This is a genomic window from Stenotrophomonas sp. YJH_SMC_123, assembly GCF_059368215.1.
This window is the reverse complement of record NZ_JCAFRM010000007.1, coordinates 54,281-73,555: the sequence shown is the minus strand read 5'-3', so window position 1 is coordinate 73,555 and position 19,275 is coordinate 54,281. Positions and strand designations below refer to the sequence as shown.

General features: G+C 67.5%; 18 protein-coding genes. 14 read left to right on the top strand and 4 right to left on the bottom strand.

Annotated features, from left to right (window positions below):
- Window positions 1-8: 8 nt before the first annotated feature.
- Both AC5P5W_RS15630 and AC5P5W_RS15625 read right to left on the bottom strand, forming a co-directional pair.
- Window positions 9-317, bottom strand: coding sequence for a hypothetical protein (locus tag AC5P5W_RS15630; protein ID WP_005418535.1), 309 nt, complete (start codon window positions 315-317; stop codon window positions 9-11).
- Between the two features lie 279 nt (window positions 318-596).
- The gene (locus AC5P5W_RS15625) at window positions 597-2,984 is read right to left on the bottom strand and encodes a TonB-dependent receptor plug domain-containing protein (protein ID WP_046432169.1); all 2,388 of its coding nucleotides are present in this window, start codon (window positions 2,982-2,984) and stop codon (window positions 597-599) included.
- Window positions 2,985-3,318: 334 nt separating this feature from the next.
- Between AC5P5W_RS15625 and AC5P5W_RS15620 the strand changes: the two genes are divergently transcribed.
- Window positions 3,319-5,184, top strand: a complete 1,866-nt coding sequence (locus AC5P5W_RS15620) for an ABC-F family ATP-binding cassette domain-containing protein (protein ID WP_014648175.1) — start codon at window positions 3,319-3,321, stop codon at window positions 5,182-5,184.
- A gap of 76 nt (window positions 5,185-5,260) precedes the next feature.
- Here the strand turns inward: AC5P5W_RS15620 and ampR are convergent, their stop codons facing one another.
- On the bottom strand, window positions 5,261-6,127 hold the full coding sequence (gene ampR, locus AC5P5W_RS15615) for a LysR family transcriptional regulator AmpR (RefSeq protein WP_053461166.1): 867 nt from the start codon (window positions 6,125-6,127) through the stop codon (window positions 5,261-5,263).
- Window positions 6,128-6,302: 175 nt separating this feature from the next.
- Here ampR and blaL2 point away from each other — a divergent pair, with 175 nt between their 5' ends.
- The 3 genes from blaL2 to AC5P5W_RS15600 all read left to right on the top strand — a co-directional run bounded on the left by blaL2 (window position 6,303) and on the right by AC5P5W_RS15600 (window position 9,212).
- Window positions 6,303-7,217: a L2 family extended-spectrum class A beta-lactamase gene (gene blaL2, locus AC5P5W_RS15610; RefSeq protein WP_197575244.1), complete on the top strand. Its 915-nt coding sequence runs from the start codon at window positions 6,303-6,305 to the stop codon at window positions 7,215-7,217.
- Between the two features lie 85 nt (window positions 7,218-7,302).
- Window positions 7,303-8,517, top strand: coding sequence for a cation:proton antiporter (locus tag AC5P5W_RS15605; protein ID WP_032958940.1), 1,215 nt, complete (start codon window positions 7,303-7,305; stop codon window positions 8,515-8,517).
- 53 nt (window positions 8,518-8,570) lie between these two features.
- Window positions 8,571-9,212: a hypothetical protein gene (locus tag AC5P5W_RS15600; RefSeq protein ID WP_014648171.1), complete on the top strand. Its 642-nt coding sequence runs from the start codon at window positions 8,571-8,573 to the stop codon at window positions 9,210-9,212.
- A 99-nt stretch (window positions 9,213-9,311) separates the two neighbouring features.
- Here AC5P5W_RS15600 and AC5P5W_RS15595 read toward each other — a convergent pair whose 3' ends face one another.
- Window positions 9,312-10,046 carry a DUF3011 domain-containing protein gene (locus AC5P5W_RS15595; protein ID WP_032958942.1) on the bottom strand — a complete coding sequence of 245 codons (735 nt, stop codon included), beginning with the start codon at window positions 10,044-10,046 and terminating at the stop codon, window positions 9,312-9,314.
- A gap of 158 nt (window positions 10,047-10,204) precedes the next feature.
- Here AC5P5W_RS15595 and aspS point away from each other — a divergent pair, with 158 nt between their 5' ends.
- From aspS to ybgC, 10 genes are all read left to right on the top strand, one after another.
- A complete protein-coding gene (gene aspS, locus AC5P5W_RS15590; RefSeq protein WP_046432163.1) occupies window positions 10,205-11,956 on the top strand; it encodes an aspartate--tRNA ligase in 1,752 nt (583 codons plus the stop codon).
- 16 nt (window positions 11,957-11,972) lie between these two features.
- Window positions 11,973-12,302, top strand: coding sequence for a hypothetical protein (locus tag AC5P5W_RS15585; protein ID WP_049440340.1), 330 nt, complete (start codon window positions 11,973-11,975; stop codon window positions 12,300-12,302).
- A 31-nt stretch (window positions 12,303-12,333) separates the two neighbouring features.
- Window positions 12,334-12,855, top strand: coding sequence for a GNAT family N-acetyltransferase (locus AC5P5W_RS15580; protein ID WP_014648167.1), 522 nt, complete (start codon window positions 12,334-12,336; stop codon window positions 12,853-12,855).
- Window positions 12,856-12,930: 75 nt separating this feature from the next.
- Window positions 12,931-13,563, top strand: a complete 633-nt coding sequence (locus AC5P5W_RS15575) for an esterase/lipase family protein (RefSeq protein ID WP_032958946.1) — start codon at window positions 12,931-12,933, stop codon at window positions 13,561-13,563.
- 176 nt (window positions 13,564-13,739) lie between these two features.
- Window positions 13,740-14,471 carry a YebC/PmpR family DNA-binding transcriptional regulator gene (locus tag AC5P5W_RS15570; RefSeq protein WP_014648165.1) on the top strand — a complete coding sequence of 244 codons (732 nt, stop codon included), beginning with the start codon at window positions 13,740-13,742 and terminating at the stop codon, window positions 14,469-14,471.
- Window positions 14,472-14,576: 105 nt separating this feature from the next.
- Complete coding sequence (ruvC, locus tag AC5P5W_RS15565; RefSeq protein ID WP_014648164.1) at window positions 14,577-15,098, top strand: crossover junction endodeoxyribonuclease RuvC; 522 nt, start codon at window positions 14,577-14,579, stop codon at window positions 15,096-15,098.
- A gap of 13 nt (window positions 15,099-15,111) precedes the next feature.
- On the top strand, window positions 15,112-15,705 hold the full coding sequence (ruvA, locus tag AC5P5W_RS15560; RefSeq protein WP_014648163.1) for a Holliday junction branch migration protein RuvA: 594 nt from the start codon (window positions 15,112-15,114) through the stop codon (window positions 15,703-15,705).
- A 49-nt stretch (window positions 15,706-15,754) separates the two neighbouring features.
- On the top strand, window positions 15,755-17,674 hold the full coding sequence (locus AC5P5W_RS15555) for a potassium transporter Kup (RefSeq protein ID WP_014648162.1): 1,920 nt from the start codon (window positions 15,755-15,757) through the stop codon (window positions 17,672-17,674).
- A gap of 136 nt (window positions 17,675-17,810) precedes the next feature.
- Window positions 17,811-18,851, top strand: a complete 1,041-nt coding sequence (gene ruvB, locus AC5P5W_RS15550; protein WP_049440336.1) for a Holliday junction branch migration DNA helicase RuvB — start codon at window positions 17,811-17,813, stop codon at window positions 18,849-18,851.
- A complete protein-coding gene (gene ybgC / locus AC5P5W_RS15545) occupies window positions 18,841-19,272 on the top strand; it encodes a tol-pal system-associated acyl-CoA thioesterase (protein WP_014648160.1) in 432 nt (143 codons plus the stop codon). The genes ruvB and ybgC overlap by 11 nt, the downstream gene beginning before the upstream one ends.
- Window positions 19,273-19,275: the final 3 nt, after the last annotated feature.

The following is a 19,275-nucleotide window of genomic DNA, read 5'->3' as shown; positions in this document are numbered from 1 at the left end:
GGATGCCCTTACGGAAAAATCTGTGTTTCGCCATCGGCGTACAGCATCACCACGCGCGGCGCCATCAAGGGAATTTCCTGACGGGCCGGGCCAGCAGGTCCGGGCTTCACGTCGCGCCGCAGCATGGTTGTGCATTGGCCGGATATGGGGCAGCGATCAACAACGACTTTCATGGTGTCCCCTTCCACGACATAGCTCATCCCTGCCGCGTAATACATGCTTTCCATCGGTTCATTGAACTGGACCTGGAGCTTCGACGCGGAGAGCTGGGTGACGACGACCGGCTCAAGGCTCGATTTGGAATAGCTGGGTTTCACGTGATCTCCTGAACACCCTGACAGGGGGGCCGCCAGCGCAACCCACGCGAGCGCAGCGTACACATGGCGGCGAGTGATGCAGGCTCTCGTCACGGAGCGGCTCCTTCGTTGGTCCGCTGATTATGCACGGGACGACCTATGAGGCGCGTGCAACAGAGCACAGCCTGGAAACCGGGTGCAGGAGCTGGCAACGGTATACGGTCAGGGCCGCGCCTGCCCCGAGGCCGCGGGCGGGTGTGTGGAGCAGCGCCGGGCAGGGCCCGGCGCACCCATTACCCCTTACCAGGTGTACTTGATCCGCCCGTACACATACGCGCCGTTGAAGCCGAACGGCGAGTAGTTGCTGTACGGCAGCATGCCGAAGGTGGAGTTCTGCAGGTCTTCGGTGCGGTCCGGGTACTTGTCCAGCAGGTTGTCGGCACCCACGGTCAGGGTCCAGTTGCTGCTGGGCTTGTAGCTGGCCGAGGCATCCACCACCCAGGCGTCGCCGTAGGTCTGGTCACGCAGCGCGGTGGCCGAGTTGCGCACGGTGAATTTGCCGTAGCGGGTGGCGGCCAGGCCCAGCTCCCAGTGGTCCGAACGCCAGGTGCCGCTCAGGATCGCCTTGTCGCGCGGGTAGCTGTCCTCGATGCGACCGATCTCATCACGGCCGATCAGCGACTGGGTCAGGCCCAGCGTGCCGAACACCGGCGGGGTGCCGCCAACGCGGCGCACTTCGGTGTCGTTGTAGCTGTATGCCGCGGTCAGCTCCAGGCTGCTGGCGCTGAACGGTACCGTGTAGCTGGAGACGAAGTCGACACCGCGGGTGCGCGTATCCAGGCCGTTGGTGAAGTAGGAGAACGCGGTCACCTGCGGCAGGCCCAGGGTGCCCAGCAGCGCGCTGGTCGCGGCATTGGTGGTGATGCTCGACGACAGCGCGATGCGGTCATCGATGTCGATCTGGTAGGCATCGACGGTGATGTACAGGCGGTCGACCGGTTGCAGCACCAGGCCCAGGCTGTAGGAGGTGGAGGTCTCGGCCTTCAGCGGCGAGGCGCCCAGCGCCTGCGCGGCCTGGCTGGTGGTCGGGAAGGTGCCGCGCTCGACGAATACGCCATTGAGGAACTGGCTGGTCACCGCCTGGTAGCCCTGCTGCGCCAGCGAGGGCGCGCGGAAACCACTGGAGGCGGTGGCCCGCAGCGCCACCTTGTCGGTGAACGCGTAGCGCGCCGACAGCTTGCCCGAGAAGCGGTCGCCGAAGTCCGAATAGTCTTCGTAGCGGCCGGTGATGCCGGCCGAGAACTTGTCGGTCAGGTCCGCTTCCAGGCCGGCATAGACCGCGTAGTTGTGGCGGTCGGCATGCACTTCATTGGTCGGGGTGAAGCCGCCGAAGCCCTGCGCGCCACTGCCCGTGTACGAGTTCAGTTCGCCCGGGTTCTGGTCCCACTTCTCCTTGCGGTACTCACCGCCGAAGGACAGCGTGACCGGGTAGGCCAGGCCCCAGTCCAGCGACTTGGTCAGATCGGCATTGAAGATGTCCTGCTGGTACTTCAGCGTGCCGTCGTAGAACGAGCGCGGGCTGGTCGCACCCAGGCTGTAGTTGATGCTGTTGCGGGTGTGGAAGTCCAGGGTGTTCTCGCCGTGATTCAGGCTCAGGTCCCAGGTCCAGCCGTTGTCGGTGTTGCCCTTGACCCCGGCCACCAGCGAGCGGTCCTTGGAATACTGGTTGATCTCCGGCACGTAGCCGTCCGGGTAGGTCTGCGCCAGCAGCGCGCTCTGCCCGCTGTGGTTGCGCGAACGGTAGAACGCGAACGAGGTGATGTCGCGGTTGCTGAGCAGCGCGCTGGCGTAGCCGGTCACGTGGTCGCTGAAGTCGAAGCTGGCGTTGGCCGAGGCCGCGGTGGCATCCACGCGCGGGTCGCCGACGATGAAGGTCTTCTGGCCGATGCTGGGGAAGTTGCCGGTGTTCGGCGTGGTGCCGCGGTACGGGCCGGCGCGGTTGCTCTCGTCCTGCTGGCTGATCTGGCCGGCCACGTGCACGCGGCCGCGGCCGTTGCCGAACTCGACGCCGGTGTCGCCGGACAGCTGGTACTTGTTGCCGTCGCCGGCCGAGTACTGGCCGTAGTCCACTGCCAGGCTGCCGCCACTGCCGCTGCCCTTGAGCACGATGTTGATGACGCCGGCGATGGCGTCCGAGCCGTACTGCGCCGAGGCACCGTCGCGCAGCACTTCCACGCGCTCGATCGCGGCGATCGGGATCGCGTTGATGTCCACCGCCGACGAGCCACGGCCGATGCTGCCGTTGACGTTGATCAGCGCCGAGGTGTGGCGGCGCTTGCCGTTGACCAGCACCAGCACCTGGTCCGGCGACAGGCCGCGCAGCTGCGCCGGGCGCACGCCGCTGGTGCCGTCGGTCAGCGCCGGGCGCGGGAAGTTCAGCGAGGGCAGGGCGCGCGACAGTGCGGTGGCCAGTTCACTGGTACCGGTGGACTGCAGCACTTCGGGGGTGATGATGTCGATCGGCGACTGCGATTCGGCGACCGTGCGGTCGGCCACGCGGGTGCCGGTGACGATCACCGTGTCCAGGGTGTTGGCGGCGGTGCCGGCCTGCTGTGCAGCGGCGACGAACGGAGAGCCACCGAGTGCGACAGCGACGGCGGCGGCGATCAGGCGGGTCTTGCGGGTCATCGGGATGGGCTCCGGTTGGCGGGGGCGGCACCGGAATCGACATCACGAGCGTGAGGCGGACGGCGGTTGTTGCGGTGCGCAATACAGCAATTAACGGGATATTCAGTGCCTGTCAAATGCCAGGCGTCAGAAAAAACGTTGCAGCAGCAACCATTTAGCCCGGATCAGCGCTGGCAGGAAGGGACCCCGGGACGCGCGCGGCGGGGACGTGGGAGAGAGGAACGTCGGCCACTGCGCATCCCGGGACGCGTCAAGTATTCGTTAACGCTAGAATTGCGTCGCAGGAACAGTGCTCACCAGCACATTCCATCCGGTTATATGGACCCCTCCCCCGATGATCTCCCTTCGTAATTTCGCCTTGCGCCGCGGCGAGCGGCTGCTGTTGTCCAATGTCGACCTGACCCTGCACGCCGGTTACCGGGTAGGTGTGGTCGGCCGCAACGGTGCTGGCAAGTCCAGCCTGTTCGCGGCGGTGAAGGGCGAGCTGGAGGCCGACAAGGGTGACGTCGACCTGCCCGGCAAGGTGCGCATCGCCAGCGTGGCCCAGGAAACCCCGTCGCTGCCGGATCCGGCGCTGAGCTTCGTGCTGGGCGGCGATACCGAGGTGGCCGCGGTGCTGGCCGAAGAGGCCGAGGCGACCGCGCGCGAAGACTGGGAGGCGGTGGCCAACGCGCACACCAAGATGGCCGAGATGGGGGCCTACGACGCCGAAGCGCGTGCCGGCAAGCTGCTGCACGGCCTCGGCTTCCCTGCCGAGACGCACCACCGTGCGGTGTCCTCGTTCTCCGGCGGCTGGCGCGTGCGCCTGAATCTGGCCCGCGCGCTGATGATGCCCAGCGACCTGCTGCTGCTCGACGAACCGACCAACCACCTGGATCTGGACGCGGTGTACTGGCTGGAACAGTGGCTGCTGAAGTACCCCGGCACCCTGCTGCTGATCTCGCATGACCGCGAGTTCCTCGACAACGTGGCCACCCACACCCTGCACCTGCATGGCGGCGGCGCCAAGCTCTACCCGGGCGGCTACACCGATTTCGAGCGCCAGCGCGCCGAACAGCTGCGCCAGCAGCAGATCGCGCATGAAAAGGAACAGGCCGAGCGCGCCCACCTGCAGAGCTTCATCGACCGCTTCAAGGCGCAGGCCAGCAAGGCCGCGCAGGCGCAGAGCCGCATGAAGCGCCTGGCCAAGCTGGCCGGCACCGAAGCGGTGCGCGCCGAGCGTGAGTTCCGCATCGAGTTCGCGCCGCCGGCGAAGCTGCCGTTCTCGCTGATCCGCCTGAACCACGTCGAGGCCGGCTACGGCAAGGACGCGGTGATCCTGCACAACGTCGGCTTCGGCCTGGAAGCGGGACAGCGCATCGGCCTGCTAGGCCCGAACGGTGCGGGCAAGACCACCTTGGTGAAGACCCTGGTGGGCGAGCTGGCGCCGATCGTTGGCGAGCGCATGGCGCATCCGGACCTGAAGATTGGCTACTTCGCCCAGCACACGGTGGAGTCGCTGCACGAAGGCCAGTCGCCGATGGAGCACTTCCGCGAGATCGCCCCGGACGCACCGAACCAGTCGTTCCGCGATTTCCTCGGCAAGTGGAACTTCCCGGGCGACCGTGCATTCGAGCCGGTCGATGGGTTCTCCGGTGGCGAGCGCGCCCGCCTGGCGCTGGCGCTGATCGCCTGGCAGCAGCCGAACGTGCTGCTGCTGGACGAACCGACCAACCACCTTGACCTGGAAATGCGTGAAGCGCTGGCCGAAGCGCTGGCCACCTTCGAAGGCGCGATCGTGATGGTCTCGCATGACCGCCACCTGATCGGCCTGGTCTGCGATACCTACTGGCGCGTGGCCGATGGCGTGGTCGAGCCGTTCGATGGCGACCTGGATGCCTACGCCGCGTGGCTGCGCACCCGCCCGCAGGCGCAGGGCACCAAGGCACGCATGGAGCAGGTGGAAGAACCGGTGGTGGTCAAGACCGCGCCGGTGGCGCAGGTGGTGCAGAAGAAGCCGGTGAACCCACACAAGCTGGCCGCCGCCGAGGCCAAGGTGGCCGAACTGGAGGGCGCGCTGGCCGAGCTCGACCGCCAGCTGGCCGACCCGGCCAACTATGCCGATGCCACCCGCATGGCGGTGATCGGCCGCGACCGCGAAACCACCGCCGCGCAGCTGGAGAAGGCCGAAGCGGCGTGGATGGAGCTGCTGGAGTCCTGATCACGTAAAAAAGGGGACGGAGGGGATTAAGTCGTTTGTGCCACAAACGACTTAATCCCCTCCGTCCCCTTTTTTGTTACGTGCCCTGCGCCTGCAGCCATTCGCGGAAGCGCTTGGCTGGTTCGCGCTCGGCGCGCGAGCGCAGCCGCGTCAGCCAGTAGCGGCCCAGCTCCAAGGTGGTGCCGAAGGGCTGCAGCAGGCGGCCTTCGGCCAGTTCCTGCTCGAACATGCGCAAGGGCAGCAAGGCCACGCCGGCGCCCCCGGCGGCGGCCATCGCCACCGTCAGTGAGGAATCGAACACCGGCCCGCGGGCTTCCACGCCGCTCACCCCGGCCGCCTGCAACCAGCGCGGCCATTCGTCGCTGCGGTAGGAACGCAACAACGGCAGTGTGGCGAGGTCGCGCGGTTGCTTCAGCCGCCGCGCCAATGCGGGGGCGCACAGCGGTGCGAAGGGCGCATCGAGGATTGCCGTGCAGGCCTGGCCCTGCCAGTCGCCATCGCCGAAGCGGATCGCCAGGTCCAGCCCTTCGCCGGCCAGGTCGATGCGGTTGTTGTGGGTCTGCAGGCGCAGCTCGATGTCCGGGTGCGCGGCTTCGAACGCCGCCAGCCGTGGCAGCAGCCAGCCGGTGGCGAAGGTACCGACCACGCCCAGCGTCAGTACTTCCCGGGCCGGCCCGCCGGTGTAGCGCGCAATGCTGGCGGAGATGCGTTCAAACGATTCGTTGAGCACCGGATACAGCGCCGCGCCCTCGTCGGTCAGCGCCACGCCGCGCGGCAGGCGATGGAACAGGCGGATGCCGAGCCGGTCTTCCAGGCCCCGGATCTGGTGGCTCAGTGCGGCCTGGCTGACGCACAGCTCCAGCGCGGCTCGGGTGAAGTTCTGGTGGCGGGCGGCCGCCTCGAACGCACGCAGCGCGTTCAGTGGCAGGGTGGGGTGCAGCATCGGAGAGCCGTGAGCCAGGGTGATGGCTGATCCTACCCGTTCAATGAGGAATTTCGTAAATCTCAAACATTTGATCGCGTCAGGCATGAGTTCAACTTATGGCTTGCCTTGATTTTTCGCGCTGGTCGGCTGCAGGGGAGGCGCCAATAATCGAGCGGTCACCAGGAGAACCCCTATGCTCGCCCGTCGCCGATTCCTGCAGTTCAGTGGTGCTGCCGTTGCGTCCTCGCTGCTTGCCCCGGCGCTGGCGCAACCGGTTTCCGCCTCGTCTGGCATACCCGCCGCGAACGCCGCCATTGCCGGCGCCGCCGATTTCGCCGCGCTGGAGAAAGCCAGCGGTGGCCGCCTGGGTGTCACCGTGCTGAACACCGGCAACGGCCGTCGCATCGGCGGGCATCGGCAGGATGAGCGCTTCCCGATGTGCAGCACGTTCAAGTCGATGCTGGTCGCCCATGTGCTGAGCCTTGCCGATGCAGGCCGCGTTTCGCTCGACACCCGTGTGCCCATCGCCGGGAAGGATCTGCTGTCCTACGCTCCGGTGGTGCGCCGCCACGTGGGCAAGGATCTGACCGTGCGCGACCTGTGCCGGGGCACGCTGACCACCAGCGACAACACGGCGGCCAACCTGCTGCTGGAGGTGGTGGGCGGGCCGTCGGCGCTGACGGCATTCCTGCGCGGGCAGGGCGACAGCATTACCCGCAATGACCGCAACGAGCCGGACGTGAATCTGTTCGCGAAGGGAGACCCGCGCGACACTACCAGCCCGGCCGCGATGGCCACCAGCCTGGCCCGCTTCGCGGTGGGCAATGGCCTGCAGCCTGCATCGCGCCAGCAGTTCGCCGATTGGCTCATCGACAACCAGACCGGCGATGCCTGCCTGCGCGCCGGGCTGGGCAAGCGCTGGCGGGTGGGGGACAAGACCGGCAGCAACGGTGATGACACGCGCAACGACATCGCCGTGCTGTGGCCGCATGCGGGCGGCACCGCGTGGGTGGTCACCGCCTATCTGCAGGGCGCATCGGTCGATGACGACCAGCGCGCAGCAGTGCTTGCACGGGTGGGGGCGCTGGCCGATGCGATGATCGGATGAGGTAACCGGGGTCATTGGGAAATGGCTTGCCGGATCGGTCGGGCACGCGCATCCTGCGCGCGTTCGAACCCCACGGAAGACCCCGATGAGCCATGAGTTGATCTACCTGCTGCTGATCTTCGCGCTGCTGGTGATCCCGCGCGCACTGCAGCGCTTCAGCCTGCCGGCGCCGTTGACCTGCCTGCTGTTCGGCATCATCGGCATGCTCTGGCTGGGCGACCAGGCACACGACGCGGTGATCGGCCTGCTGGCCACGCTGGGCATTTCCTCGCTGTTCCTGTTCGCGGGCCTGGAAGTGGATCTGCAGGCGCTGCGGCGTGGCATGTGGCCGCTGCTGGCGCACCTGGTGATCCGTACCGGCACGCTGTTCGGCGTGGGCTGGCTGGCCTGGCGCTATGCGGGGCTGCCATGGCAGGCCGCTGGGCTGCTGGCGCTGGCGCTGCTGACGCCCTCCACCGGCTTCATCATGGATTCGCTGTCGCGGCTGGGCCTGAGCGAGGACGAGCGGTTCTGGGTCACCAGCAAGGCCATCGCCGGCGAACTGCTGGCGCTGGCGGCGTTGTTCATCGTGCTGCAGGCCGGCGACCCGGGCCACATGGCGCTGTCCAGCCTGGCCCTGCTGGCGATGATGATCGGCCTGCCGCTGCTGTTCATCGCGCTGGGCCGCTGGGTGGCGCCGCACGCGCCGGGCTCGGAGTTCTCGCTGCTGGTGATGGTCGGCATGGTGGCGGCGTACATCACCTATCTGCTGGGCGTGTATTACCTCGTGGGCGCGTTCATCGCCGGCCTGGTCGCGCGCCTGCTGCACCAGCGCATGCCGCTGCTGGCCTCGCACGAGAACCTGCACGCGCTGCGCCTGTTCGCCTCGTTCTTCGTGCCATTCTATTTCTTCAATGCCGGCACCAAGGTGCCCAGCGAAGCCCTCAGTTTCGAGGCGCTGGGGCTGGGCATCGTGATCACCCTGGTGGTGCTGCCGCTGCGCATCGGCGTGGTCTGGCTGCAGCGCCGGGTGATGTTCGGCGAGAGCTTCCGCAGCAGCCTGCGCGTCTCGCTGGCGCTGGCCCCGACCCTGATCTTCACCCTGGTGCTGGCGGCGATCATGCGCGAGCGTTTCCAGATTCCGGCGGTGCTGTTCGGCGCGCTGCTGCTGTACGCCGCACTGACCACACTGTTGCCGTCGCTGGTGTTCCGCACACCCTTCGACGTCGATCCGGTGGAGCAGGAGCCGGCGGGCGAGGGCGAGTCCGCGCCGGTAGCGGCCACCGAGACGCGGCCGGAACCTCACATCGCCGAACGCTGACCGGTTGCCGCGCGCGGTTTGCGCCCGTCGGCCATGGCCGTTAGGGTTGGGGCATGAAACTGCCTGCCGTTGTCACCGCTTCCGCCCTCCTGCTCAGCCTCGCTGCCTGCTCGCAGCGTTCCGATACGGTCGCGCATGATCTGGCGACCGCACCGGCCGATGCCTTCATGGCTGCCATCGCCGCGCATTGCGGCCAGGCCTATGAGGGCCGGGTGGTGGAGGACACGCCGGCACCGACCGGCAAGGACCCGTTCGCCGGCCAGCGCCTGGTCATGCATGTGCGCGGCTGTGCCGACCCCGCCCATGAACTTCGGATTCCCTTCCATGTGGGGGATGACCATTCGCGCACCTGGGTGCTGACCCGCACCGAAAACGGCCTGCGCCTGAAACACGATCATCGCCACGAAGACGGTAGCCCCGACGCGATCACCCTCTATGGCGGCGACAGCACGCCACCGGGCACCGCCGAGCGCCAGCGGTTCCCAGCCGACTCCGATTCGGTGGCGATGTTCCGTCGTGCCGACATGCTGGCCTCCACGCACAACACCTGGGCGATGGAGATCGACCCCGACCAGACTTTCGTCTACGAACTGACGCGCCCGGAAGGCCGCCGTTTCCGCGTGAAGTTCGACCTGAGCAAGCCGGTCGAACTGCCGCCCGCACCGTGGGGCGACGAGAAGGCGCCGGCACCCTGATCTTCGGGTCGGATCCCTCCTGCGGAAGGTCCGACCCGGTCACTGCATGAACCCACGGGTCAGAGCCCTGGCCGTCGGCCAGGGATCCGACCCCGGGGCTCAGCGCGCGCTGAAGCGTGCACGGCAGCCGTTGCTCACCCACACCTGGCCGCGTGCATAGCCCCAGCTGCGGCCTTCCTGGCAGGCACTGCCGGACAGCTGCTGCTGCAGCACCGGCCGGCCCTGGCGCTCATCCCAGTCGCAGTTCTGCGTGCGGTTGTTGTTGCTGCTGCAGGTGATCGAATAATTGCTGTTGCCGCCGCCCCAGCCACCGCCGCCGCCCCAGCCGCGGGCCTCGGCGAACTCGGCGCGGCAGCCGTTGCTGACCCAGACCGCGCCGTTGCGCACGCCCCAGGTGCGTCCTTCGTCGCAGGGGCTGCCGGACAGCTGGCGGACCAGGCGGGCGTTGCGCCAGCCGACCGGGCAGCTGCGCTCACGGTTGCTCTGGCTCTCGCAGCGGATGGTTTCGCCGGGACGGCCGTTGTTGCCGCCCCAGCCACCGCCATTGCCACCGCCCCAGCCGCCACGGGCTTCAACGAACTCGGCGCGGCAGCCATTGCTGACCCAGATGCTGCCATTGCGGCTGCCCCAGGTGCGGCCCTCGTCGCAGGCGCTGCCGGACAGCTGGCGGACCAGCTGCGCATTGCGCCAGCCGGTGCTGCAGACACGTTCACGGTTGTTCTGGCTTTCGCAGCGGATCACCCCGTCCTGCGCAGCGGCCGGAGCAGAGGGCAGGGCGAGCACGGCCAGAGTGCTCAGGGTCACGGCCAGGCTGGCCAGGGACAACGATTTCATGGCGGCATCCCATACGGTGGCAGGTGCCCGACTATAGGGACCGGGGCGATCAAGCCGGCGTGACTGCCCGGATTTGCCCCGGCCGGGGCCTCGGCCGCAGAATACGAGGCTTTCCGGCCCCCATCCGGTGCCGGCGTTCTCCAGCGGAGCTTCCCCCCATGCGTACCCACTTCTGCGGCCTGGTCGACGAGACCCTGATTGGCCAGACTGTCACCCTCGCCGGCTGGACCGACGTGGCCCGTAACCAGGGCGGCGTCTGCTTCATCGATCTCCGCGATCATGAAGGCATCGTGCAGGTGACCGTGGAGGTCGACAACGCCGACGTGTTCGCCGTGGCCGCGTCGCTGGGCTATGAGGACGTGCTGCAGGTGGAGGGCGTCGTGCGCGCCCGGCACGCGGTGAACGACAAGATGCGCACCGGCAAGGTGGAAGTGATCGCCACCGCCATCACCGTGCTGAACAAGGCCGCCCCGCTGCCGTTCCACGCCCACGAGAACCCGGGCGAGGAAACCCGCCTGAAGTACCGCTACCTGGACCTGCGCCGCCCCGAAATGCAGCGCATGCAGCGCACCCGCATCAAGCTGGTGCAGGCGCTGCGCCGCCACCTGGACGAAAAGGGCTTCCAGGACATCGAGACCCCGATCCTGACCAAGGCCACTCCGGAAGGCGCGCGCGACTTCCTGGTGCCGGCGCGCATGCATCCGGGCGAGTTCTACGCCCTGCCGCAGAGCCCGCAGCTGTTCAAGCAGATCCTGATGGTGGCCGGGTTCGACCGCTACTACCAGATCGCGCGCTGCTTCCGCGACGAGGCCCTGCGTGCCGACCGCCAGCTGGAATTCACCCAGCTGGACATGGAGTTCGCCTTCGTCCGCGAACGCGATGTGCAGGACTTCGTCGAGGACATGATCCGCGCAATCTTCAAGGAAGTGGTCGATGTCGAGCTGGATGCCAGCTTCCCGCGCATGACCTGGGCCGAGGCGATGCGTCGCTATGGTTCGGACAAGCCGGATCTGCGCATCGCGCTGGAACTGGTCGACGTGGCTGAACTGGTCAAGGACAGCGAGTTCCCCGTGTTCACCGGCCCGGCCAACGATGCCGAAGGCCGCGTCGCCGCGCTGCGCATCCCGGGCGGCGCGTCGCTGAGCCGCAAGCAGATCGACGAGTACGCCGCGCATGCCGCCAAGTACGGCGCCAAGGGCCTGGCCTACATCAAGATCGCCGACAACGGCGAAGTCAGCTCGCCGATCCAGAAGTTCTTCAGCGAAGAGCGCTTCGCGGCGCTGGTGGCCCATGTCGGTGCCGGCAACGGCGATATCGTGTTCTTCGGTGCCGGTGGCTACAACAAGGTCTCCGACTTCATGGGCGCGCTGCGCCTGAAGGCCGGCAAGGACTTTGGCCTGGTCGCCGACGGCTGGGCACCGCTGTGGGTCACCGACTTCCCGATGTTCGAGTGGGACGAGGAAGAACAGCGCTACGTCGCCCTGCATCACCCCTTCACCGCACCGGCCGTGGACGACATCGCCGACCTGCGCGCCAATGCCCGTACCGCCGTCTCGCGCGGTTACGACATGGTGCTCAACGGCAATGAAATCGGCGGCGGTTCGATCCGTATCCACCGTCCGGACATGCAGAGCGCGGTGTTCGAGCTGCTGGGCATCGGCGCCGAAGAGGCCCGCGCCAAGTTCGGCTTCCTGCTCGACGCGCTGAACTACGGCGCGCCGCCGCACGGTGGCATCGCCTTCGGCATCGACCGCATCGCCGCGCTGATGGCCGGAACCGAGTCGATCCGCGACGTCATCCCGTTCCCGAAGACCACCGGTGCACAGGATCTGATGACCGACGCGCCGTCGCCGATCGTCGACGCGCAGCTGGCCGAAGTGCACATCCAGGTTCGCCCCAAGACCAACTGATCAGGAGATCCAGGCAATGACCGAGTTTGCGTTTTCGCTGGAGTGGGAAAAGCTGGGCAATGAAGGCTCCGAGGCCACCCTGGTCACCGAGCGTGCACGCGTGTTCGGGGGTTGGCTGGTCCGCGTCGGTACCAATCCGGCCGCGATGGCCCTGACCTTCGTCGCCGACGGCGAAGGTCGTTGGGACGGTGAAGACTTCGGCGTCGAGGACTACGAGGACGACGAAGAGGAAGAAGAGTACGACGAGGACGAGGAAGGCGAGGAAGAAGAGGACGAGGACGAGGACGAAGAGGAATACGAGGAAGAGGACGAGGAAGAAGAAGCGGAATCGCCTGGAAAGGCTTGACCCGCGCTTCGCCCTGACGTCAACTTCCTGCATGTATTCGATCCGCCGCGCCACTGTGGACGACGCGCCGACCCTGTCGGCGCTGGCCGCACGCACGTTCACTGAAACCTTCGGCCATCTGTACCCGCCGCAGGACCTGCAGGCCTTCCTCGAGGAGGCCTACACGGTCGAGCGCCAGCGCGTGATCCTGTCCCACCCCGATTACGCGGTGTGGCTGCTGGAACTGGATGGGGAGGCGGTCGGCCATGCCGCCGCCGGCCCCTGTGGCCTGCCGCATCCGGATGTGAAACCCGGTGACGGCGAACTCAAGCGCCTGTACCTGGTCAAGACGCAGCAGAGCTGCGGCTGGGGCAGCCGCCTGCTGGAAACCGCGCTGGCCTGGCTGGAACACGAAGGCCCGCGCACGTTGTGGCTGGGCGTGTGGTCGGAGAACTTCGGCGCGCAGCGCTTCTACGCCCGCTACGGCTTCGAGAAGGCCGGCGAGTACCTGTTCCCTGTCGGCGACACCCAGGACCTCGAATTCATCCTGCGCCGCGCGCCGCGCGCGGCCTGACGTTCACCGCCGCTTGCCGCGCGCGCGTGTTCAATCACCTCACGTTCCTGCCCCGCTGACCGCCAGGCTGTTTGCATGACTCCCCCCGTATTGCTGCTGCATGGCATCTGGAATGCCCGTGCCTGGGTCGGGCCACTGGCCTGGCGCCTGCGCGCGCGTGGTTTCCAGGTACACGCGTTCGGCTATCCCTCGGTGTTCGGTGGCCCCGATGTGGCAGTGCCGCAGTTGCTGGAACGTCTGGCCGACGCCGGGCCGTTGTCGCTGGTCGGTCACAGCCTGGGCGGACTGCTGGCACTGGAGGCGCTGCGCCGCGATCCGCAGCTGCCAGTGCAGCGCGTGGTCTGCCTGGGCTCGCCGCTGCGCGGCAGTGGTACCGCGCGCTCGTTGTCCGATCATGGCTGGGGCCTGGCGCTGGGGCGCAGCAGCGAGCTGCTGCTGGACGGCCTGCCGGACTGGCAGGGCAAGGCCGAGGTTGGCCTGATCGCCGGTTCGGTGCCGCACGGGCTGGGCAGCCTGCTGGGCGCGATCGACGATGCGTCCGACGGCACCGTGGCACTGGCCGAGACCCGCCTGCCGGGCCTGGCCGACCATTGCGTGGTGCGTACCAGCCACAGCGGCCTGGTGGTGTCGCCCGACGCCGCGCGGCAGACCGCGCATTTCCTGCGCCACGGCCACTTCGACCACAGCCGCGACGCGGCGGCGGCATAGGGGCAGGGGAGGCGGGGCCGCCTTGTAGCGCCGAGCCCATGCTCGGCTGCATTCCGTCGGGCCCATTGAGCCGAGCATTGGCCCGGCGCTACAACAATACGGGCCTAGACACGGTTGCAGCGCCCGATCAGGTAGAATCCGCGCCTTGATCCTGAAGCAGCCAGACGGTAGCACCCATGGGTAGAGGCCCCTCCATCGAAGCCCGCAAGAACGCGTCCGACGCGAAGCGCGGCAAGATTTTCACCAAGATCATCCGCGAGATCGGCGTTGCCGCGCGCGGCGGTGGAGGCGACCCCAACAACAACCCGCGCCTGCGCGTGGCGGTGGACAAGGGCCTGGCCGTGAACATGTCCAAGGACGTGATCGAGCGCGCCATCAAGAAGGCCACCGGTGAACTGGAAGGCGTCGATTACGAGGAAATCCGCTACGAGGGCTATGCCCCGGGTGGCGTGGCCGTGATCGTCGACTGCCTGACCGACAACCGCGTGCGCACCGTGGCCGACGTCCGCCATGCGTTCAGCAAGTGCGGCGGCAACATGGGCACCGAAGGATCGGTGGCCTTCATGTTCAAGCGCCTGGGCGTGCTCAGCTTCGCCCCGGGTGCCGACGAGGAAGCCATCACCGAAGCAGCCATCGAGGCCGGCGCCGACGACATCGTGGTCTACCCCGATGACGGCTCGATCGACGTGGTCACCAGCCCTGACGCGTTCAACGCAGTCAAGGACGCAATGGTCGCCGCCGGGCATGTCGCCGACCACGCCGAGATCACCTTCCGCGCCGACAACGACATCAAGGTCGAAGGCGAGGTCGCCCTGCAGGTCAAGAAGCTGCTGGACATGCTCGAAGACCTGGACGACGTGCAGGACGTGTATTCCAACGCCGAACTCGGCGCCGACGCCTACGCCTGAGCCGTCCTCGACGGCCTGGGCGCGGGCCGTTGAACGGTCACCGCGGACAGTCATGAGCCCATACGCCTGCCAGCGCCCCCCGTTCCGCCCCGCCAGGAGCGCGGCATGACCCGCATCCTCGGCATCGACCCCGGTTCGCAGCGGACCGGGGTCGGCATCATCGATGTCGACGCCGCCGGCCGCGTCAGTTACGTGCACCACCAGCCGCTGGTGCTGCTGGGCGCCGACGACTTCCCGCAGCGCATGAAACTGCTGGTGCTGGGCCTGGCCGATCTGTGCCGCGAGTACCAGCCCAATGAAGTGGCCATCGAAAAGGTGTTCATGGCGCGCAATCCCGATTCGGCGCTGAAGCTGGGCCAGGCCCGCGGCGCGGCGATCTCGGCCGTGGTGCTGCGCGACCTGCCGGTGCACGAATACGCCGCCAGCGAGATCAAGCTCGCGGTGGTCGGGCGCGGTGGCGCCGAAAAGCAACAGGTTCAACACATGGTCGGGCTCATGCTCAACCTGAAAACCAAGCTGCAGGCCGACGCGGCCGACGCGTTGGCGGTGGCGATCACCCATGCCCACGTAAGGGCGACGGCCAACCGCCTGGGGCTCAGTGCCCGCCAGGCGTGGGGCCGCAAATGAGGAGCTGCACGCAATGATCGGTCGACTGCGCGGCATCGTCGCCTACAAGGCGCCGCCGTGGCTGGTGGTGGACGTGAACGGAGTGGGCTACGAACTGGAGGCGCCGATGAGCACCTTCTACGACCTGCCCGAGCTCGGCCGCGAGGTCACCCTGTACACCCATTACTCGCAGAAGGAAGACAGCGTCTCGCTGTACGGCTTCCTGCGCGAGGGCGAGCGGCGCCTGTTCCGCGACGTGCAGAAGGTCAGCGGCATCGGCGCGAAGATCGCGCTGGCCGTGCTGTCCGGTGTCAGCGTCGAAGAATTCGCGCGCATGGTCCAGGCCGGCGACATCACCGCGCTGACCCGCATCCCGGGTATCGGCAAGAAGACCGCCGAACGCATGGTGCTGGAACTGCGTGACCGCGCGGCCCAGTTCGGTGCCGGCGGCGCGCTGCCCACCGGCAGTGGTCCGGCCCCGGCCGATCCGCTGTCCGATGCCACCGTGGCCCTGCAGCAGCTGGGCTACAAGCCGGCCGAAGCGGCCCGCATGGCCCGCGATGCCTTCAATGAAGGCGACGAAGTGGCCACCGTGATCCGCAAGGCGCTGCAGTCCGCGCTGCGCTGAACCGCGTCCCTTTCCCCCAACCTACCGCCTGAGCTTCGCCAGGAGTCCCATGTCCAGCAGTCAAACCCCGCACGCAGCCGCCCCCGGCGGCCATGGCCACGCTCCCTCCGCTGGAGGACTGGCGCTGGTCATCGGTGCGATCGGCGTGGTGTTCGGCGATATCGGTACCAGCCCGCTGTACACCCTGAAGGAGGCGTTCTCGCCACACTACGGGCTCAACAGCGACCACGACACCGTGCTGGGCGTGCTGTCGCTGGCGTTCTGGGCGCTGAACCTGGTGGTGACCCTGAAGTACGTCACCATCATCATGCGCGCCGACAACGATGGCGAAGGCGGCATCATGGCGCTGATGGCGCTGACCCAACGCACGCTGCGCAACGGCTCGCGCTCGGCTTATGTGGTGGGCATCCTCGGCATCTTCGGCGCCTCGCTGTTCTTCGGCGACGGCGTGATCACCCCGGCCATGTCCGTGCTCAGTGCGGTCGAAGGCCTGGAGGTGGCCGCGCCCGGACTTCATGTCTTCATCGTGCCGGTCACCCTGGTGGTGCTGCTGGCGGTGTTCGCCGCGCAACGCTTCGGTACCGAGAAGATCGGCAAGGCGTTCGGCCCGATCATGGCAATCTGGTTCGTGTCGCTGGCGGCAATCGGCATCTACAACATCGTCGATGCGCCCGAGGTGCTGAAGGCCTTCAACCCCTGGTGGGGCATCCGCTTCTTCATGGAGCACGGCTGGCACGGCATCTTCATTCTCGGTGCAGTGGTGCTGGCGGTGACCGGCGGCGAAGCGCTGTATGCGGACATGGGCCACTTCGGGCTGCGCCCGATCCGCCACGCCTGGTACTTCTTCGTGCTGCCGTGCCTGGTGCTGAACTACCTGGGGCAGGGCGCACTGGTGCTCAACCACCCCGAGGCCCTGAAGAACCCGTTCTTCGAGGCAGTGCCGTCGTGGGCGCTGTACCCGATGATCATCCTGGCCACCATGGCGGCGGTGATCGCCTCGCAGTCGGTCATCACCGGCGCATTCTCGGTCTCGCGCCAGGCCATGCAGCTGGGCTACATCCCGCGCATGCGCATCAAGCACACCTCGCACGACACCATCGGCCAGATCTACATCCCGGGCATCAACTGGGGCATTGCGGTGATGGTGTTCGGGCTGGTGCTGGCGTTCCGCAGTTCGTCCAACCTGGCCGTGGCGTACGGCATTTCGGTGTCGGCCACGATGCTGATCGACACCCTGCTGCTGGCCGTGGTGGCGCGGACGTTGTGGCCGAAGTCGCGTGGCTGGCTGCTGCCGCTGTGCGTGGTGTTCTTCATCATCGACCTCGGCTTCGTCATCGCCAACGGCGCCAAGCTGCTGCAGGGCGCCTGGTTCCCGGTGGTGCTGGGCATCTTCCTGTTCACCATGATGCGCACCTGGCGCCGTGGCCGCGAGCTGCTGCGCGACGAGATCCGCAAGGACGGCATCCGCCTGGATACCTTCCTGCCGGGCCTGATGCTGGCCCCGCCGGTGCGCGTGCCGGGCACCGCGGTGTTCCTCACCGCCGACCCGACCGTGGCGCCGCATGCGCTGATGCACAACCTCAAGCACAACAAGGTGCTGCACGAGCGCAACGTGTTCCTGCACGTGGAAACCCTGCCGATCCCGTATGCGATGGAAGGGCAGCGGCTGAAGATCGAATCGGTGGGTGACGAGTTCTACCGCGTCTACGTGCGCTTCGGCTTCATGGAGACCCCGGACGTGCCGCTGGCGCTGATGCGCTCGTGCGACCACGGTGGCATCTATTTTGATCCGATGGACACCACCTTCTTCGCCAGCCGCGAGACCATCGTCGCCACCGCCAACCGCGGCATGCCGATCTGGCGTGACAAGCTGTTCGCGCTGATGCATCGCAACGCCGCCCCGGCCACCGGCTTCTTCCGGATTCCGGGCAACCGCCTGGTCGAACTCGGGGCCCAGGTCGAGATCTGACGCGCGCGGGGTCGGATCCCTTTTCCGTAGGAAAAGGGCTCTGACCCCATGTTCCCGGTGTTCCGGTTCGGGGTCAGAGCCGTTTTCCTCTGGAAAACGGATCCGACCCCATACGCTTTTGCCGCATAATCAGCACATGACCGACGACCGCATCATCGGCGCCGGCGCCACCCGCGAGGATGACGCCGCCGACGCCAGCATCCGCCCCAGGCGCTTGGCCGACTACCTCGGCCAGGCCCCGGTGCGCGAGCAGCTGGAGATCTACATCGAAGCGGCCAAGGCGCGTGGCGATGCGCTGGACCACGTGCTGATCTTCGGCCCGCCCGGCCTGGGCAAGACCACCCTCAGCCACGTCATCGCCAACGAACTGGGCGTGGCCCTGCGCGTGACCTCCGGCCCGGTGATCGAGAAGGCCGGCGACCTCGCTGCGCTGCTGACCAACCTGCAGCCGCATGACGTGCTGTTCGTGGATGAGATCCACCGCCTGTCGCCGGTGGTCGAGGAAGTGCTGTACCCGGCGATGGAAGACTTCCAGATCGACATCATGATCGGCGAGGGCCCGGCGGCCCGCTCGATCAAGATCGACCTGCCGCCGTTCACCCTGATTGGTGCCACCACCCGCGCCGGCCTGCTGACCGCGCCGCTGCGCGACCGCTTCGGCATCGTCCAGCGCCTGGAGTTCTACAGCGTCGAGGAGCTGACCCGGATCGTGCGCCGCTCGGCCAGCATCCTCGGCATCGACTGCACCGCCGACGGCGCCGGCGAGATCGCGCGGCGCGCGCGTGGCACCCCGCGCATCGCCAACCGGCTGCTGCGCCGCGTGCGCGACTACGCCCAGGTCAAGGCCGGTGGCCACATCGATGAGGCCGTGGCGCAGGCGGCGATGAAGATGCTCAAGGTCGACCCGGAAGGCTTCGACGAGCTCGATCGGCGCCTGCTCAAGACCCTGGTCGACTACTTCGACGGCGGCCCGGTCGGCATCGAATCGCTGGCCGCGGCGCTGTCCGAAGAGCGCGGCACGCTGGAAGACGTGGTCGAGCCGTACCTGATCCAGCAGGGCTTCCTGGTGCGTACCGCGCGCGGCCGCATGGCCACCCACAAGGCTTACCGGCACATGGGCCTGAAGCCGAAGAACCCGCCGCAGGACCTGTTCGCGGAGGTTCCCGATGTCGGTTGAGCCCCGATTCAGTTGGCCGACACGCATTTACTGGGAAGATACCGACGCAGGTGGCGTGGTCTACCACGCCCGCTACGTGGCCTTCATGGAACGGGCCCGGACCGAATGGATGCGCGCGCTCGGCTACGGCCAGGAGCGCATGCGCGCCGAGCACGGGATGGTCTTCGCGGTGCGCTCGATGCAGATGGATTTCATCAGGCCGGCACGGCTGGATGACACCCTGCAGGTGACTGCCCGCCTGGTCCAGCTGAAGAAGGCCAGCATGGTCTTCGACCAGCAGATCCTGCGCGACGGCGAGCTGCTGCTGTCCGCGCAGGTCCGCATCGCCGCACTGGAAGCGGCCAGTTTCCGCCCGCGTGGCATGGACGATGCCGTCCTTGCCGTGCTGCAACCCCACCTCCACCCCGAATCCGAACATTGAGGA

What these genes read in the sequence shown, in the direction of transcription:
- AC5P5W_RS15625 (WP_046432169.1), bottom strand. Translation starts at nt 2,984, where the DNA reads ATGACCCGCAAGACCCGCCTGATCGCCGCCGCCGTCGCTGTCGCACTC.
- AC5P5W_RS15620 (WP_014648175.1), top strand. Translation starts at nt 3,319, where the DNA reads ATGATCTCCCTTCGTAATTTCGCCTTGCGCCGCGGCGAGCGGCTGCTG.
- ampR (WP_053461166.1), bottom strand. Translation starts at nt 6,127, where the DNA reads ATGCTGCACCCCACCCTGCCACTGAACGCGCTGCGTGCGTTCGAGGCG.
- blaL2 (WP_197575244.1), top strand. Translation starts at nt 6,303, where the DNA reads ATGCTCGCCCGTCGCCGATTCCTGCAGTTCAGTGGTGCTGCCGTTGCG.
- AC5P5W_RS15605 (WP_032958940.1), top strand. Translation starts at nt 7,303, where the DNA reads ATGAGCCATGAGTTGATCTACCTGCTGCTGATCTTCGCGCTGCTGGTG.
- AC5P5W_RS15600 (WP_014648171.1), top strand. Translation starts at nt 8,571, where the DNA reads ATGAAACTGCCTGCCGTTGTCACCGCTTCCGCCCTCCTGCTCAGCCTC.
- AC5P5W_RS15595 (WP_032958942.1), bottom strand. Translation starts at nt 10,046, where the DNA reads ATGAAATCGTTGTCCCTGGCCAGCCTGGCCGTGACCCTGAGCACTCTG.
- aspS (WP_046432163.1), top strand. Translation starts at nt 10,205, where the DNA reads ATGCGTACCCACTTCTGCGGCCTGGTCGACGAGACCCTGATTGGCCAG.
- AC5P5W_RS15585 (WP_049440340.1), top strand. Translation starts at nt 11,973, where the DNA reads ATGACCGAGTTTGCGTTTTCGCTGGAGTGGGAAAAGCTGGGCAATGAA.
- AC5P5W_RS15580 (WP_014648167.1), top strand. Translation starts at nt 12,334, where the DNA reads ATGTATTCGATCCGCCGCGCCACTGTGGACGACGCGCCGACCCTGTCG.
- AC5P5W_RS15575 (WP_032958946.1), top strand. Translation starts at nt 12,931, where the DNA reads ATGACTCCCCCCGTATTGCTGCTGCATGGCATCTGGAATGCCCGTGCC.
- AC5P5W_RS15570 (WP_014648165.1), top strand. Translation starts at nt 13,740, where the DNA reads ATGGGTAGAGGCCCCTCCATCGAAGCCCGCAAGAACGCGTCCGACGCG.
- ruvC (WP_014648164.1), top strand. Translation starts at nt 14,577, where the DNA reads ATGACCCGCATCCTCGGCATCGACCCCGGTTCGCAGCGGACCGGGGTC.
- ruvA (WP_014648163.1), top strand. Translation starts at nt 15,112, where the DNA reads ATGATCGGTCGACTGCGCGGCATCGTCGCCTACAAGGCGCCGCCGTGG.
- AC5P5W_RS15555 (WP_014648162.1), top strand. Translation starts at nt 15,755, where the DNA reads ATGTCCAGCAGTCAAACCCCGCACGCAGCCGCCCCCGGCGGCCATGGC.
- ruvB (WP_049440336.1), top strand. Translation starts at nt 17,811, where the DNA reads ATGACCGACGACCGCATCATCGGCGCCGGCGCCACCCGCGAGGATGAC.
- ybgC (WP_014648160.1), top strand. Translation starts at nt 18,841, where the DNA reads ATGTCGGTTGAGCCCCGATTCAGTTGGCCGACACGCATTTACTGGGAA.